This window comes from Paenibacillus tepidiphilus, from assembly GCF_008635795.1.
Taxonomy (GTDB): Bacteria; Bacillota; Bacilli; order Paenibacillales; family Paenibacillaceae; genus Paenibacillus_AQ; species Paenibacillus_AQ tepidiphilus.
The window spans coordinates 151,445-168,537 of sequence record NZ_VWRQ01000014.1; the positions used below are offsets into that span (position 1 = coordinate 151,445).

16 protein-coding genes are annotated in these 17,093 nt (G+C 49.2%); 11 read left to right on the top strand and 5 right to left on the bottom strand.

Annotation, left to right across the window (positions count from 1 at the left end; genetic code table 11):
- Positions 1-15 precede the first annotated feature (15 nt).
- The 10 genes from pulA (at position 16) to yfcE (ending at position 10,449) form a co-directional block, all read left to right on the top strand.
- The gene (gene pulA, locus F1379_RS18445; protein ID WP_150272501.1) at positions 16-1,950 is read left to right on the top strand and encodes a type I pullulanase; all 1,935 of its coding nucleotides are present in this window, start codon (positions 16-18) and stop codon (positions 1,948-1,950) included.
- Between the two features lie 171 nt (positions 1,951-2,121).
- Positions 2,122-2,466 carry a PadR family transcriptional regulator gene (locus F1379_RS18450; protein ID WP_150272503.1) on the top strand — a complete coding sequence of 115 codons (345 nt, stop codon included), beginning with the start codon at positions 2,122-2,124 and terminating at the stop codon, positions 2,464-2,466.
- 5 nt (positions 2,467-2,471) lie between these two features.
- Positions 2,472-3,491, top strand: a complete 1,020-nt coding sequence (locus F1379_RS18455; RefSeq protein ID WP_150272505.1) for an HAAS signaling domain-containing protein — start codon at positions 2,472-2,474, stop codon at positions 3,489-3,491.
- Between the two features lie 228 nt (positions 3,492-3,719).
- Positions 3,720-4,046, top strand: coding sequence for a PadR family transcriptional regulator (locus F1379_RS18460; RefSeq protein WP_150272507.1), 327 nt, complete (start codon positions 3,720-3,722; stop codon positions 4,044-4,046).
- Positions 4,047-4,051: 5 nt separating this feature from the next.
- On the top strand, positions 4,052-5,026 hold the full coding sequence (locus F1379_RS18465; protein ID WP_150272509.1) for a permease prefix domain 1-containing protein: 975 nt from the start codon (positions 4,052-4,054) through the stop codon (positions 5,024-5,026).
- A gap of 265 nt (positions 5,027-5,291) precedes the next feature.
- Complete coding sequence (locus F1379_RS18470) at positions 5,292-6,776, top strand: glutamate synthase subunit beta (protein ID WP_150272511.1); 1,485 nt, start codon at positions 5,292-5,294, stop codon at positions 6,774-6,776.
- Between the two features lie 197 nt (positions 6,777-6,973).
- Complete coding sequence (locus F1379_RS18475; RefSeq protein WP_150272514.1) at positions 6,974-7,825, top strand: sce7726 family protein; 852 nt, start codon at positions 6,974-6,976, stop codon at positions 7,823-7,825.
- Between the two features lie 6 nt (positions 7,826-7,831).
- Positions 7,832-8,767 carry a sce7725 family protein gene (locus tag F1379_RS18480; RefSeq protein ID WP_150272516.1) on the top strand — a complete coding sequence of 312 codons (936 nt, stop codon included), beginning with the start codon at positions 7,832-7,834 and terminating at the stop codon, positions 8,765-8,767.
- Between the two features lie 133 nt (positions 8,768-8,900).
- On the top strand, positions 8,901-9,878 hold the full coding sequence (locus F1379_RS18485; protein ID WP_239004729.1) for an RES family NAD+ phosphorylase: 978 nt from the start codon (positions 8,901-8,903) through the stop codon (positions 9,876-9,878).
- A gap of 28 nt (positions 9,879-9,906) precedes the next feature.
- Positions 9,907-10,449: a phosphodiesterase gene (gene yfcE, locus F1379_RS18490; protein ID WP_150272521.1), complete on the top strand. Its 543-nt coding sequence runs from the start codon at positions 9,907-9,909 to the stop codon at positions 10,447-10,449.
- Positions 10,450-10,874: 425 nt separating this feature from the next.
- Here yfcE and F1379_RS18495 read toward each other — a convergent pair whose 3' ends face one another.
- The 5 genes from F1379_RS18495 to F1379_RS18510 form a co-directional block, all read right to left on the bottom strand.
- Positions 10,875-11,042 carry an aspartyl-phosphate phosphatase Spo0E family protein gene (locus F1379_RS18495; protein ID WP_150272523.1) on the bottom strand — a complete coding sequence of 56 codons (168 nt, stop codon included), beginning with the start codon at positions 11,040-11,042 and terminating at the stop codon, positions 10,875-10,877.
- Positions 11,043-11,219: 177 nt separating this feature from the next.
- Complete coding sequence (locus F1379_RS29800) at positions 11,220-11,360, bottom strand: hypothetical protein (protein ID WP_162551207.1); 141 nt, start codon at positions 11,358-11,360, stop codon at positions 11,220-11,222.
- A 147-nt stretch (positions 11,361-11,507) separates the two neighbouring features.
- Complete coding sequence (locus tag F1379_RS18500) at positions 11,508-12,863, bottom strand: helix-turn-helix domain-containing protein (protein ID WP_162551208.1); 1,356 nt, start codon at positions 12,861-12,863, stop codon at positions 11,508-11,510.
- Between the two features lie 205 nt (positions 12,864-13,068).
- Complete coding sequence (locus tag F1379_RS18505) at positions 13,069-14,445, bottom strand: helix-turn-helix domain-containing protein (protein ID WP_150272527.1); 1,377 nt, start codon at positions 14,443-14,445, stop codon at positions 13,069-13,071.
- A gap of 39 nt (positions 14,446-14,484) precedes the next feature.
- Entirely contained in the window at positions 14,485-15,720 is a 1,236-nt protein-coding gene (locus tag F1379_RS18510) for a transcriptional regulator (protein ID WP_150272529.1), read from the bottom strand.
- A 331-nt stretch (positions 15,721-16,051) separates the two neighbouring features.
- Here F1379_RS18510 and F1379_RS18515 point away from each other — a divergent pair, with 331 nt between their 5' ends.
- Entirely contained in the window at positions 16,052-17,080 is a 1,029-nt protein-coding gene (locus F1379_RS18515) for an agmatine deiminase family protein (protein WP_150272531.1), read from the top strand.
- Positions 17,081-17,093 lie beyond the last annotated feature (13 nt).

Here is a 17,093-nt window from a genome sequence, read left to right on the forward strand (position 1 = left end):
AAGGAGACAGGGGCCTTGTCAGTACAGAAGGAAATGAATGAACCGATTCATTACGGTGATCCTGCGGCGACCGGCGGAGTTTCCGTGTCCGACCAAGCGTTTGACGAACTGTTCAGTTATGAAGGGGACGATCTGGGTGTAACCTATACACCGTCCGGTTCCGTTTTTTGTTTATGGGCGCCGACCGCCCAAGAGGCGGAGGTCGTGCTTTATAATACTTGGGATGAGGCAGAGGGACAGCATATCCCGCTGGTCCGTGATGTGCGGGGGACCTGGAGATTGACGGTCAACGGCGATCTGGAAGGCAAGCTCTATACCTACCGCGTACGCATCGGGGAACAGTGGAACGAAGCAGCCGATCCGTACGCTCGGGCCGTCGCTGTCAACGGCGACAGAGGCTGTATTCTCGATCTGCGCAAGACTGATCCGCAGCGCTGGACGGACGACAAGCCGCCGTTCGCGGACCCGGTGGATGCAGTGATCTATGAGCTGCATCTGCGCGATCTATCGCTGCACCCGGCCAGCGGGATTTCCCAGAAGGGACAATACCTTGGACTTGCCGAGGACGGAACGCGCGGGCCCGGCGGCATCAAGACAGGGCTGGATCACATTGTTGACCTGGGTGTGACCCACGTACAGCTGCTGCCTGTCTACGATTACGCAACCGAAAGCGTCGATGAGACCCGGCTCAACGAACCGCAATACAATTGGGGCTACGATCCCAAGAATTACAACGTACCGGAAGGCTCCTACGCCTCCGATCCGTATGCTCCCGCAGCGCGTATCCGGGAGATGAAGACGATGATTCAGGCGCTGCATGACCGCGGTCTGCGCGTCATTATGGACGTGGTGTATAACCATTTCTATGACGGCTACCGGGTCAACTTCGCCAAGCTTGTTCCAGGCTACTATGTGCGCTATCTTCCGGACGGCCGGCTGTCGAACGGCTCTGGCTGCGGGAATGACGCTGCCACCGAGCGGAAGATGCTGTCGCGCTTCATTGTCGAATCGGTTATCTATTGGGCGAAGGAATACCATTTCGACGGCTTCCGCTTCGACCTGATGGGCCTGATGGACGTGGAGACGATGCAGGAGGTACGCCGCCGGCTGGATGAGATTGATCCGAGTCTGATCACGATCGGCGAGGGCTGGGTCATGGAGACCGAGCTTGCGGAGGACCGCCGGGCCAACCAGAACAACGCGCAGGCCTTGCCCCGCATCGGGCATTTCAACGACAGCTACCGCGATGCGGTGAAGGGGAATATCTTCCGCTTCAACGAACCGGGATTCATCAGCGGCAAAGGCGGCCTGGACCGTACGGTCAAAGCGGGCATTACCGCCACCCAGTTCGCAGAGGAGCCGCAGCAGAGCGTGAATTATATGGAATGCCACGACAACCATACGCTGTGGGACAAGATTGCCATGTCCACGCCGGGTGCAACCGACGCGCAGCGCCGGGCCATGCACCGTCTGGCCTCCGCCATGGTGCTGACCAGCCAGGGCATTCCGTTCCTGCATGCCGGCCAAGAATTTATGCGGACCAAAGGCGGCGTCGAGAACAGCTACAAATCGCCGATTGAGGTCAATTGGCTGGATTGGGAGCGCTGCGCGGAGCATGCCGAGGACGTGGCTTACATGAAGTCGCTGATCGCACTCCGCCGCGCCCATCCGGCGTTCCGCCTGCGCAGCGGCGAGGATATTCGCAACTCGCTGGTATTCGAGAAGGCGCCTGCCGGAGCCATCGCTTACACGCTGCGCAATCATGCCGGCGGCGAATCTGCAGAGCATCTTTATGTTCTGTATAACTCAAATCAGGACGGTACAGAGCTGACATTGCCTGCACTTGGTGACTGGCAGTGTATCTTCGGTGAGGAGCTGCAGCCGGAAATTTCCGGAGGTAGGCTGAAGATGAACGGCATTGGTATGGTTGTATTGGCTACCCTAATTTAATTGACTGTACTTTACCTTTGGCCAACCAGAGTATTCTGGTTGGTCTTTTTGCTGTTTGGCAGAGCGCTTAACAACACAAGCATGACGAGGAAGAATATTTTGGATAAAACTATAATGGTCTATTTACAATAGTGTGTGGCGTACAGTATATTATAAGCAGGAGTTGATGATATGGCAGACGTACAAGAAACGATTCAAGGGATATTAAGCGAGCTGAGACGGGGAACGATCATCATTGGGGTCTTAAGTCAACTGACAGAGGCACAGTACGGGTACTCGCTGGTAACCGTACTGGAGGAGAAGGGGATCGCCGTCGATCCCGGAACCCTCTATCCCCTGCTCCGCAGGCTGGAGAAGCAGGAGCTGCTGAGCAGCAGCTGGGATACGAATGAGGCTCGGCCGCGCAAGTATTACCAGCTAACCGCCTTTGGACATGAGGTATATGAAGGGCTGTGCCGCGAGTGGCGTGCGCTGACGGCAAGCATGAAGCACATTATCGGGGATGAAGGGGGATAACAACCATGGAGATGATTGACCGCTATATTTATGCTGTGATCCAGCGGCTGCCCGAAGGGCAGAGGGAGGATATCCGCAAGGAGCTGCGGGGCCTGATCGAAGATATGCTGGAGGAGCGTCTGGAAGGCGGCCGGCCTTCGGCCGGTGATGTAGAGCAGGTGCTGCTGGAGCTCGGCTCTCCTGTCCGCATGGCGGCTAAGTACCGGGGCCGAGAGCGTTATCTGATCGGGCCAGCTTATTTCGATTCCTACCTGTCTACGCTGAAGATTGTCATTGCCGCCACACTGCTGGCGATGACCGTGGTGTTCGCCATCGAGCTTATTGTGGATAAGAAGCCGGTCGTGGATCAATTTGCGGAATACTTGGCCACGCTGTTCACCACTGCGGGTCAGGCGTTCTTCTGGGTAACGGCGGGGTTCGCCTTCTATGAATATAATCTTCACAGCAAGGAAGGAAGCCCGGCCGCAGCGCAGCCGGAATGGAGTCCGCGTGATTTGCCGCCGGTTCCTTCGCAGCGTGAGCGTATCAAGCTGTCGGAGCCGGTGGCGGGTATTTTTTTCACGGTGATCTTCACGGTGCTGTTCCTGTTCGGATCAGAGCTGATTGGAGTATACTTGCGGCATGGCGAGGATTCGCCCTTGCAGCTGGTCTCCTTCATCAGTCCCGGCGCGCTCGACAGGTTCCTGCCGTTCATCGCCATACTGGGTGCGCTGGGTGTGCTGAAAGAGATATGGAAGATCATCGTCCGCAGACGGACGGCCGGATTATTGGCCTATCATGTGATCTATAGCCTTCTGGGCCTGGGGTTTGCGGCCATTATGCTGCAGAAGCCCGGATTCTGGAATCCGGACTTTCTGATGCAGGTGCAGAGCACCGGGCTTGTAACCAGCGGCGAAGCGCTGGAGACGATAGGTACGGTCTGGGATACGGTAACGGATAATCTGATTTATATCATATTGATCATCACGCTGGCGGATATCGCGGCAGAAGGCTATAAATGGTGGAAGATCCGGAAACAACGGTAATCATGCGGAATCGATAATTGTAAATGACAGCCCTGGGACAGGGGGAGCGCCAATGCGCCTCCTGAGTCGCAGGGCTTTTTTTAATTTGCATTAGCGTATACAACGAAACCGTTGGCCTAAATTTCCATTAACTACTTCACCTGTCGTAGTAATTATGCTACAATGCAGTTACTACGACAGATGAAGTAATTTTGGCGGCAGTACCCTTGTTTGAGGAGGCGTTCCGTATTGATCAGCAGTGATGTCATACGCGGTTACAATGACACGATCATTCTCTCCCTGCTCCTGGACGGCGAATCCTATGGTTATGAAATCTCGAAGAGAATCAGGATGCTGTCGGAGGAGAAGTACATCATGAAGGAGACCACATTGTATTCGGCCTTTACCCGGCTGGAGAAGAACGGATTTATTGATTCTTTTTTCATGGATGAGACGTTCGGAAAGAGACGGACCTATTATCGCATCACTCCACTGGGCCGTGCCTATTACCGGGAGAAATGCGAAGAGTGGAAATTGACGCAGGAAGTCGTCAGCAAATTTATAAGGGAGCTGTGATGCAGATGGATACCATTATGAGCTATCTGAATAATATGTTCGCCGCATTGCCGAGGACCGAGCAGACGTTCAAGCTGAAGCAGGATCTGCTGGCCGGTATGGAGGAGAAATATTACGAACTGAAGCAGGAGGGCAAGAGTGAGAATGAAGCGGTCGGCATCGTGATTTCCGAATTCGGCAACATTGAGGAATTGGCTGCGGAGCTGGGAATCTCCCCTGTGAGCGAAGAAGACCTGTTCCCGCTGCTCTCCGAGGAAGAAGCTGCAGGCTATATGTCTGTCAAAAAAAGAACGGGCCTCTTCACCGGCATCGGTGTAGCCCTCTGCCTGACCGGCATTTCGCTGATGATTCTGTTCAATACACTGGTGGAAAACGGATGGTTCGGTTCTTTTGCTTCCGAGGATGCCGGCAATATGCTGGGGCTGGTTGCCATGTTCCTCCTGCTTGTGCCTGCGGTCGGCATGTTCATCTACAGCGGGATGAAGCAGGAGAAATACAGCTATCTGCAAGCCGGCTTTGAACTGCCTTACCACATGAAGCTGGAAGTCGAGCGGAGACAGGCCGCTTTTGCACCGACCTATACGTTGTCGCTGATCTTAGGCGTATGTCTATGTATCCTGTCCGTTATTCCGGTGTTTGCAGCCTCGGCGTTTGGCGACAGCGCTACCTCTTACGCTGTGATCGCGCTGCTGGAGATTGTCGCTGTGGCCGTGTTCCTGTTCGTCTACTATGGCAACATCAAGGAGAGCCACACCGTGCTGCTGAAGAAGCCGAAGGCCGCCAAGTTGCAGAAGGAGGAAGAACGGGTCATCGGGGCGGTTGCCGCCGTTGTCTGGCCGCTGGCGACCTGCATTTTTCTGGTCAGCGGGTTTGTGTTTGGCTCATGGCATATCAATTGGGTCATCTTCCCCGTCACCGGGCTTCTGTTCGGAATGTTCTGCGCTTTCTATAATATTGTCAAAGGGAAAGAATCCTCATAATAGAGTGCGTTTTCTGCCGCAAAAGGTGACATAGCTCACGTCCGGCCCGGGGTATAGATGGTAATATGAAGGCATTTATTCCCCAATTCCGTGTATGTGAAGGGCCCGTCCAGGACGTTGTCCGCGTCTTGCGGCAGCTGATTGCTTCGCTGCTTCACAGTGGCGCATCGGTAGCCGGTGCTACTTGCCCGGAGGTATTGTGGGGAAGAATACCGCCTTCCGGGGTTCCCGGCGGCCAATCAGAGAGACTCGGAGGATGACAGGAATGGGTAAAGCAACCGGATTTTTGGAATATCAACGGCAGACTCCTGCGGAGTGCGAGCCTTTGCAGCGGATTAAGAACTGGAATGAATTTGCGGTGCCTCTCGATGAGGAGAAATTGAAGGAGCAAGGGGCGCGCTGCATGGACTGCGGAACTCCGTTCTGCCATGTGGGACGTCTGCTCTCCGGGATGGCTTCCGGCTGCCCGCTGCACAATTTGATTCCCGAATGGAACGACATGGTATATAAGGGCAACTGGGAGGTTGCCTTGAAGCGTCTGCATAAGACGAATAATTTCCCTGAGTTCACAGGACGCGTCTGTCCTGCGCCTTGTGAAGGAGCCTGCACGGTAGGGCTGCATGGCAAGCCGGTTACGATCAAGTCGATTGAGAAAGCCATCGTCGACCGTGGCTTCGCCGAAGGCTGGATTGTACCCGAGCCGCCGCAGAATCGCACCGGCAAGAAGGTAGCGGTTGTAGGCTCCGGCCCGGCCGGTCTCGCCTGCGCCGCACAGCTGAATAAGGCGGGGCACAGCGTTACCGTCTATGAACGTGCTGACCGGATCGGCGGACTCCTCACGTACGGTATCCCGAATATGAAGCTCGACAAGGCCAAGGTGCAGCGACGGGTGGATTTACTTGCTGCAGAAGGCGTTACCTTCGTTACGCGTACCGAGATCGGCAAGGATATCCCGGCAGCTCAGCTTCAGGAAGAACATGATGCGGTGGTGCTCTGCGGCGGCTCCACCAAGGCACGCGATCTGCCGGTGGAAGGCCGTGAGCTGGGGGGAATTTATCAGGCGATGGAATTCCTCACGCTGAATACGAAGAGCCTGCTTGATTCGGAGCTGGCGGACGGTGAGTACATCTCGGCGGCAGGCAAGGATGTAGTTGTCATCGGCGGCGGCGATACCGGCACCGACTGTGTGGCCACTTCGATCCGCCATGGCTGCAAGAGCGTGATCCAACTGGAGATCATGCCGCAGGCGCCGCTCAGCCGTCAGGCCAGCAACCCTTGGCCGGAATATCCGAAGGTGCTGAAGGTGGACTACGGCCAGCAGGAGGCGGAAGCCCTTTATCAGGAGGACCCGCGCCGTTATCTGGTCTCCACCAAGCGGTTCGTCGGCGACGACGGCGGACAGGTGCAGGAGTTGCACACGGTCCGCATCGAGTGGGTGCGGAATGCCGAAGGCCGGATGATCATGCAGGAAGTACCGGGCAGCGAAGAGGTCATTCCGGCACAGCTCGTGCTGCTCGCGCTGGGCTTTACCGGACCCGAGGAAGCGCTGCTGGATCAGCTTGGCGTGGAGCGTGATGAACGCTCGAACGTCAAGGCTGAGCTTGGAGCCATGGCTACAAGCGTGGAAGGCGTCTTCGCCGCCGGTGATATCCGCCGCGGCCAGAGCCTTGTCGTCTGGGCGATCCATGAGGGCCGCGAGACGGCCCGCGAGGTGGACCGTTATCTGATGGGCTCGTCGAATTTGCCTTGAGTACTATACTTATTTAATAAAGAACACAGCCGGGAAGAACCCGGTGCGGGCGCCTTCTGAGGGCGTCCGTTTTAATTTTAATTGTAAAAGCAAGCAACAGGATTTACATGGGATTATTTAGTAGAATTGTTGTTTGGAGAACGGAATCATATTATGATTGTTGTAGCATAAGTGATGGCTTTGAAAGAGGGTTTGCTATGGATACAAATAATATGGTTCTTAACCGTTTCTTCTCGCGGAGTTCCATAAGTGATTGGACTAATGATCTTACCAATGAGGCCTATACTGCGACTGTCGACAGATACTTGGGTAATCCCGGGGGCGTTACCAATAAAAAGGTAATAGGCGATGTATACAATATCATAACCAAAAATTATCGAAATGAATATTTCTATAAAAATACACTATTAAATAAATTGCTGCTCGGCAGACATAGTTTGAAGACAACTACAGCTCTGACAGAGGTTCTTGTCCATAAATCCAAAGCCGATTTTGTATTGATCAACGGTAAGGCAGTGGTATACGAGATCAAAACAGAGCTGGACAACCTTGACCGGCTGGAGAGTCAATTGAATGATTACTACAAGGGCTTCGATAATGTCTGTGTTGTAACCTGCGAATCCAACTATAAGCGCGTATTTAAGATTTTGGAGCAAACTTCAGTTGGTATTTATATTCTGACTCAGCGCAACACTTTAAGTCTTCGCAAGCCGCCAATTGCTGACGGGTCGAAATTGGACTACAGAACGATGTTTAAGATGCTGCGGAAGCAGGAGTTCGAGAGCATTCTGCTCAGACATTTCCATGAGCTTCCTGTCACGGAGCAAGTACATTACTACAAAGCATGTTGTGAACAGTTTCGTAAGATTCCCATAGAGCTGGCCTATCGGTATATGTTGTTAGAGTTAAAGCGCAGGGTTACCATAGACTCAGAGGCTTTTCAAGCCCTTGTGCCCTACGAAATGAAATTTTCGGTTTATTTTTCAAATTTTAAAAAGGAAGATTACTTCAAGCTGAATGCTTTCCTGGCGAAAAAATTTGGAGGTTGATCGTGAATGTACTTTCCGTATTTGAGAGGCCGGCAATATGAATTATTGGCTCTGCGCGAACTGTTGGAACGTGAATGTATCGGCGAACATGTAATTCCGATCGTTGAACCGCTTAAATTATCTGCTACCTTAATTAAAGCCTTGGAGTACTTTGCCTCCAGAGAAAGGCCGATTGCTGTCATCCATAACCCCAAGGTAGGATCGTTTGCGGACGAACTGGAGCAATTGGCCGGCTCTCCGCTCAGAGAAGCTTATGAACGCCTCCTGTCAAACCAAGTCATTATTAAAGCCCACATACTAAATCATCAATCCCAAACTGAACTTGCGCAGCTCACCCCCTTAGGGGTGGTGCAGGAAGACCTGTTGATTATTTGCGAGAACAGGGATGTGTTGGACTTCTATGGGCAGCATTTGAATGATCAGCCTTCCAGATATCATCTGATTCCCGGCGACAGTGCATTCAGGCGAAAATTAAAAGCTAACAGGGTGCTTCTGGATGATAAGTTTACCAAACAACTGCGTAATGTAGACTACTTGAAGACGGAAGATGAGTTCTTCTCGGAGGATCACATTTATTTTGCGGATGAGAACTACATTGGCTTCTCGGACTACTCCATTGTGGGCAGACCGTATACTGAATCGGGATTCGCTCCTTTTGCCATTGCGATACATATTGTTTACTTTGATGAATTACGCAATTTGCGAATTAAACATTTTGTTTCGGATTCCAACGAGGACCTCAATGACCCCGCAGGCAAGTTCTATGAAGCGGTTACGAAATTGGCGGCGTGGTATAGGGAGGTAAATGTAAGGACTTACGGCATAGACCAGTTGGTGGGGCATTTTGAGGCGGGGACTTATCCCGGTCTGGGAATTGTAAAGAAGCTTTCTATTATGCATCATCTTGAGCTCGTATCCCGATACTTGGACGAGGTGTTGTAATATGATCTGTTGCACGGAATGCTTCAGGGACATTGAAGTGAAGTCGATTATTAGACGATTGCAGAGGCTGGGTCGATGCACAACTTGCGGAAACTTGAATGTCTACATTTACGATACGGAGACGGATGATGAGTTGACCGAGGTATTTGAAACCCTACTGAGTGCATATACCCCGGTAAGCAGTTTGCCGGAAGAATTCCCAAGAGGAAATTTAAGCCTGCTGAAACATGAACTGCATGATAGCTGGAATATCTTCAATCTTGATCCTAATACCATATACAGTTTGGTTACCTGTATTTGCCGGGAACGATACAGAAGCATACCGGAGTTGTTCGATGCCCCTATTGGGATTCTACAATCGGAGCAGCGGAGTTATCTTGATGAGAACTCCCTTCTTAAAACCTATCACTGGGAAGACTTCGTGGAAGCAATCAAGACGCAGAACCGTTTTCATACCGATCACCTGAATGAAGAGGTGTTGCAAATCTTCTGCTCCTACGTGAAGAAGATTTATCCGGTCGGCAGTGTCTTTTATAGGGCCAGAATTTCGGACAAGCTGGGGTTTCCTGCTGATCAAATGTATGCTCCCCCACCAGGAATGGCAAGTGCGGGTAGAGCAAATCCTGAGGGGATCAGCCATTTATATCTGTCCGATGAGGTAATGACGACTCTGAAGGAGGTTAGAGCCGGAGCACATGATTATGTAACAGTGGGAAGGTTCGAATTGAACGAGGACATCAATATTGTTGATTTAACGGCAATTAACAGGATTAGCGCCTTCTCAGAACTGAACGCTACCCAGCATGCCATCAATAAGAGGCATTTGGAGAAAATTAATCGGGAGATTGCTAAGCCACTCAGGCGCCAGGATAGTCATCTGGATTATTTACCCACTCAGTACATTACTGATTTTATAAAAAGCATCAAGAATGAAGAAGGACAAAGAGAGTACGCTGGGATCGAGTATGTCAGCACAATGAATCAAGACGAGAAAGGCTTTAACTTGACTGTGTTTGATGAGAGTCTTTTTACCTGTACCGCACTGACGGTGATTCATATCAAGGGACTAACTTATAGCGCCCCGGGCAGGTACGAGTGGAGACCAGTTTAACTGAATACAGATTAAAGGAGAACTGCACATGAAGTTGATGTTTATTTCCGACATCCACGGCTCGCTGCACTGGCTGGAGAAGGCGCTGGAGAAGGCGGAGCAGGAGCAGCCGCATACGCTGGTTATTCTGGGAGACTTCCTGTACCACGGCCCGCGGAATCCGCTGCCGGACGGTTATGACCCGCAAGGCGTAGCGGCCAGACTCAATGCCTACGGCAAATCGCTGGTGGCCGTCAGAGGCAACTGCGACGCCGAGGTGGACCAGATGCTGCTGCAATTTCCAATGATGGGCGACTACGTGCTGATTCTCCACGAGGGCCGCAAAATCTACGCCACCCACGGCCACGGCTTCAGCATCGACAACCTGCCTGCGCTGAGTGCCGGAGACATCTTCATCCAGGGACATACCCACCTGCCGGTGGCTGATGTCAAGGACGGCATCATTGTGCTGAATCCTGGCTCCATCTCCCTGCCTAAGGAGAACAATCCTAACTCCTACGCTATACTGGAGAACGGCGAGTTTACGATCAAGGATTTTGCGGGGAAAACAGTAAAGCAGATCTCGCTGTAGGAGTAAGAGGTGCGGCACTTCCTGACCCGGGCGACATATCTTTCAATTAATCAATCTCCGTTCGCCCGGATCGCTTTTGTTTTAATAGAGTTTTGAGTTTTTGAGTTTCGAGTGAGGTAAGGTGAACTGAGTTGGGTTGAGTTGAGGTATATGCGCAGTGCCTCACTGCTAAAAGACCCAGTGCACCTTATTTCACATTTTCTTATGCCTGCGACAACGTAACGGACCACCGTCAGGCAGTGGAGTTGCTTTCGCAGGTTCATTCTTTAAAGCCTTGGGCGCTGCCGACTCTGTTGTATTTTTCACATGACCTTGGTCAGGGAGCGGGGATGAGTAATCTACACACCCACCTAACACAATAACAGCTGCTGTATGGCAACACCGATTCTCTTCAAGCTTCGTCCTCTATTGTTTCTATATGAGCACTAGCGTGCTTGACGTTTGTATGTATACTGGTTTAACAAATCGTCAAGGATGACAGACTGTTCAATCACCTTGGGATGTGTCAGATGGCCGTAGCGCTGCTGGGTCTGATACAGCTTTCTCCGGGCCTTTTCTACCCTCATCCGCAGATTGTCTTGGTAATTTGGCATGGTATTCCCTCCCTATGTAGTACATTAGTATAATATGTCAAAAGTAGGAGGGCGCGACAATGTGCCGGGAAAAGAAAAAGAGCGGCGCTGGAGGCGCGGCTCTAATAATTCCTCTAAGCTTTATGTAGAATATTATTACAGTACATATACTCTGTTTGTAAATTGATTGTCCGAGGTTTAACCCCCGCCACCGGATCCATGCTGCATTGTTTGATATGTTACAGTCAATTTTTCTGTCGTCGTAGTTGATTCGATAGGGAGGGCTGATAATAGGATAAAGCTTATTACTGCAAGCAAGAGAACCTTTTGTTTCTTCATTATTTTTGTGCACCTCCTAAATAAAATTTTTATTTTTTGCCTATGCCGATCTAACAATTGTTATAGGCTAGGCGGAGAAGAATATAATGGGATGATAACTATATTATTGCATTAGTGAATTACCTGTGGCAAACATTTTTCTCTTCGTCATAACATTAAAAGGCTACCCATATGATAAGAGTATTTTTGGATTTGATCTGTTGTCGCTAATGCTCTGTTTTTTTCAAATAATGCTACACATTTAACAATGTTCGAATTATTTGTAATTCTAATGGATGACTCTAAGCTTTCCAATAAATAGTAAAATGCTTTATCTAAATTTTTATGTGTAAAATAATAGACAGATAGTTCACTCATGAAAAAAGTATGCAATGTACTGGTCAATTGTTTTCTTACTTTACCCAATCGACTAGTCTGTTCGTTATATGGAATATATCTTTTAAATTTTTTTAAAATATCATCAATGTTTAAAGAAAATTTATTAGCGGATTGGGTGATTTTTATTAGGGCAGGAAATATTTCAGATTCGTGGTTTTCGACGTACATGACATAATCGGGAAGAATCTCGACATCTCCACTCATAAACCGATACAAATAGGAATTAGCAGTATTCCATTCATGGAATTGAATTAATACTGTATCTTCAGCAGGGTCAGTAGGGAACTCTACCGAACTGAACTCAGAGATTAATGAGCAATAATACAAGGCTCTTTCATAGTCTCCGCGTTCACTCCACGCTATAGAAATCATCAAATATGAGTAAAGGATATAGAAAATAAGAGGATGTTTTGAATGTCTTAGACTGCTCTCTTTTTTCTTAAAGTGTTGATATTGAACTCTCGATTTATGTCCTAAAAGATGTGCTAGTTCATCAACCTTCTTCCATCTTTGTAGTGAAGTAAACATATCAATTAATTGTTTAATAGCATCCAATTGATCTTCTTCATCTAATCGTTCCACATAAGGCTCGAATTGATTGGCTGCATGTAAATTGGCCTCCTGATTATCTCCTAGCGCAATATGAAATAAACGATAGTGGCACAAGGCCAGACGTTCAGAATGCTGAAAACGTTCTCCTTCGGCCACACTTTTATAAATGATTTCTGCAGCGGCATATTTCTGCTGTGTGAATAATTCCTCGGCTGTATCAAACAACATTGGCAAGTAGAACAAATTGTCCAGAATATTGCTAACTACCCGATGAATTGCCTCCAATTTATTTAATTCCGCACATCGCAGCAGGAGAGGTCCAATTCGGCGCCAATCTGCTGCACCATTAATGATATAACATTCTATGTACAGATCGTAAAAATAACCATCGTTCATCCCCATAGCTTGCGTAATCTTGTCTAGCTGCTGCATGGCTATTGGGCGATTTCCGTTAACAATGTTGCTTAGGGTTCCGGAATGCATTCCAGAACGTTCGGCAAATTTGGATATAGTTAAATTCTCTCGTTCTATGTAATCTTCTATTTCGGTTAATATCGTGGCTCCAGGGTTCAAAACAAGACCTCCTCTCCAAACAATACTTAAATTATCAGAAAGATTATATTTATTCCAGTATTATACAAAATGAACCATTGGTCAATATTTACACATGAATGAATTGTGAATTTGTTTTTATTTATGCGAAATTATTTATAAATAAATTAAAAAGACCACTATATAGGAAGTGGTCTATGCTAGTTTGTATTTGGTTGTCATTCGATTATTTTATACCCCAATACCAGAAATCGTATGAAAGAAAATTATCGGCAAAGAATTTTTCTTTCTGCTCGGAAGAAGCGAGAGACCTGTACCTTTCAAATAGTCCGACACAGCGCATCATATTGTCCTTGCTTTGAGTTCGTACTGAAGCTTCGAAACTTTGCGATAAGTAGTCAAACCCCTGATCGAAACGCTCCATTTGCAGATGATAGACTGCCAGCTCCGCAAAAAATCGGATGCGTCTTTCCTGAGTAATTTGAGGGCTCTTATATCTGCCAAAACGGCTAAACTGCTCGCCATAAGCCATGTGCTCGTGAAACCTTTCAAGTATATTGTCGACGTTAAATCTGTAGAGGTTAGCAGCCCGAACAATATTAAATAAAGCATGAGCAATTTCGTTTTCTCTAGATTTTATATATTGAACGTATTCAGGTAGAGCCTCTACTTGACCGGACATTAGCCGATATAAGAGTATATTAGCCGTGGACCACTCTTTAAATTGCTCCAGGACCACACGTTCATCTTCACTATAGGGAGTTCTAGCCCAATTCACTTCAGCGTATAGAGAAGCGTAATGTAATGCCTTTTCATGTTTTCCGGTTTCATAATATACATTTGATAGAGTCAGATATGAGTATAAAGTATAGTAAATTAACGGCTTACTCAGCTGTTTTTGCTCTACTCTTTTATTATGATAGTATTCGTATTGAACACGGCCCTTTTTCCCAAGTATTTTTCCCCATTCCTCCGCCTTATCCCAGCGTTGCAGAGATGTGTGCACATCCGCCAACTGCTTAATCGCATCAAGTTGATCCGCCTCATCCAGCCGTTCCACATAAGGCTCAAACTGATTGGCCGCTTGGAGGTTGGTGTCCTGATTCTCGCCAAGCTGCATATGGAACAGCCGATATTGGCACAATGCTAGCCGTTCGGAATGCTGGAAACGTTCCCCTTCGGCTACGCCTTTATAAATAACGCTGGCTGCTGAGTAGAGACCTTGATCGAATAAACTCTCAGCTGCGTCGAATAGCATTGGCAAATAAGTAAGGTTGTCCAAAATGTTGTTAACCACTCGCCTTATTGCCTCAAGGTCACCCAGTTCGGCACATTGCTGCAGCAGGGGACCTGTGCGGCGCCAATCCGCAGACCCGTTGATAATGAAATCCGTAATATATTGGTCATAATAGTGCCCTTTCTTGAGCCCCATGGCCTCGGTCATCTGATCCAGTTGCTTCATGGAAATCGGGCGCTGGCCATTGATGATGTTGCTGAGTGTGCCGGAGTGCAGGCCGGACTGAACGGCAAATTTGGATATAGTTAAATGCTCTCTCTGGAGATAGCCTTCAAGTTCGGTCACAATCGTATTCCCGTGGTTCAAGAGAAGCCCTTCTTTCTAATCGGGTATTGATACAAGTGATTACGATGACTTTGCACCCCAATACCAGGAATCGTAGGACAGAAAGTTATCGGCGAAAAATTGTTGTTTCTGCCCGGAGGAAGCGAGAGAACGGTACCGTTCAAATAAGGCAATGCAGCGCATCATATTATCGTTGCTCTGAGTCCGTACTGAGGATTCAAAGCTTTGCTGTAAGTAACTGAATCCAGTCTCAAAACGTTCTCTGCTCAAATGGTAAAGGGCTAATTCGGCCAAGAAGCGGGTGTTCTTATCATCAATCAATTGTGAATTAAAGCCTCCAATTCGGCTTTGTGGATTGCGGTAGCATAACCGATCACTGAACCGTTTAAGCAACCCGTCAATATCTAGATCAAAACGATTAGCCGCTTGCGTGATATAGAACAGGGCTGGAGCAATTTCATTCTCCAAGTTCTCGACATACTCTATATATGCCGGAATAATTTCTAGTTCTCCGGACAACATACGGAACAGATAATCATTGGCTATACTCCATTCTTTAAATTGCTCCATCACAACAGTCTCTGTGTCGCTGTAAGGTTTTCTAATCCAACTGAAATCCGCAGTTAGTGTATTATAATAATGTGCCTGTACAAAATTGCCGCGTTCTTCCCACACCTGTCCCCGCATCAAATAGGAGTAAAGAATATAGTATATAACCTCTCGGATGGGACGTTTATTAGAGGTTTTTACAGAGGAATACTGATAATGAGCCGCTCCTTTCCGCTCCAACTGCTCCGCCCAATATTCCATCCGGTCCCACTGATGAAGCGAGCCGTACACGTCGATGATCAGCTTAATGGCATCCAATTGATCCACTTCATCCAGCCGCTCGATAAACGGGTCGAACTGATTAGCTGCATGAAGGTTGGATTGATAATTATCGCTTAACGCAATCGTAAACAGTCTATACCGGCACAACGCCAGCCGTTCGGAATGCTGCAGGCGTTCCCCTTCGGCCACGCATTCATAAATGACCTCGGCAGCTGTCTTATAGCCTTCCAAGAATAATTCTTCCGCCGCTTCAAACAGCAGAGAGGCATACGTTAAATTCTCCATACTATGATTCACGACTTGGCGGATCAGCTTGTGCTTCCCCAGCTCAGCGCAGCGCTTTAACAGCGGCCCGATCCGGCGCCAATCTGCAGCCCGATTCATAATGTAATTCTCGACGAAGAGCTCGTAATAATAGCCCTCCGGTTGATTCATACCCTCGGTCATCTGATCCAGCTGTTTCATGGAAATCGGACGCTGGCCATTAATGATGTTGCTAAGTGTACCGGAGTGCAGGCCGGACTGCTCGGCAAATTTGGATATGGTTAAATGCTCTCTCTGGAGATAGCTTTCAAGCTCGGTTACAACCGTAGTCCCATGCTTCAAGGAACACCCTCCCTTCAAAAATAATACATAAAAATGCATAATATACCTTAATTATCGCATCTCTGTCTAAAATTAGGCAGTTCTCTGTTTTGCTGTCTGACATTGAGCCTGTCCCCAACTTATTGTATGATGAGTGAGGAGCTTTTTTATTGCGGAAGGCTCTAATTTCATTCGCAGAGGTAACCAACACATGAATCTTAATGATTTGCAATATAAAATGCCGGCGGAGTGGGCGAAGCATGAGCGGACCTTCATCTCCTGGCCGGTGCAGGCCTCGATGGTCTATCCGGACAACTATCCGTCCGTGAGCGCCGGATACGCGGAGATCATCCGCGCCATGGCTGAGTTCGAGCCGGTGACGGTGCTAGTCAACCCGGAAGAAGAAGAGCAGGTAGCGAAGCTGAATCTTGGCGACAATGTGACGCTGCTGCCGATCCGTCATAATGACGCCTGGCTGCGCGACAACGGACCGACCTTTGTCATGGACAAGGAAGGCAAACTGGCCGGGGTGAACTGGAAGTTCAACGCCTGGGGCGGCAAATACGTGCCGTTTGATCTCGATGATGCGGTGGCGCCGCAGATCCTGGGGCACTACGGGGTCAAGCAGCTGGATGCTCCGCTGGTGATGGAGGGCGGCTCCATTCATACCGACGGGGAAGGCACCCTGATTACCACTGAGGAATGCCTGCTGAACGCCAACCGCAACCCGGAGCTGAGCCGTGAACAGATCGAAGGCTACGTGCGCGAATTTACGGGTGCGGAGTCCATCATCTGGTTAACGAGAGGCCTTAGCGGCGACGAAACGGATGGCCATGTGGATAACATCGCCTGCTTCGCAGCTCCCGGTAAAGTCATTATCCAGGTCTGCGACGACCCGCAGGACGAGAACTATGCCATTACGCAGGAGAACCTGCGTATTCTGGAGACGGCAGTGGATGCCAAGGGCCGCAAGCTGGAGATTGTGAAGCTGCAACAGCCGCCGTACAGAGAATATGAGGGTACCCGTCTGACACTCAGTTATCTGAATTTCTATTTTGTGAACGGCGGCATTATCCTGCCGGTGTTCGGCGGCGCTGCCGAGGAGACAGACAAGCTGGCTGCCGAGAAGCTGGCAGCGCTGTTCCCGGACCGCAGAATCCGTACCGTGAACGGCATGGCCGTGATCGGCGAAGGCGGCAATGTGCATTGCACGACCCAGCAGATGCCGTCGGTTAACTAACCTAACAGCAAGG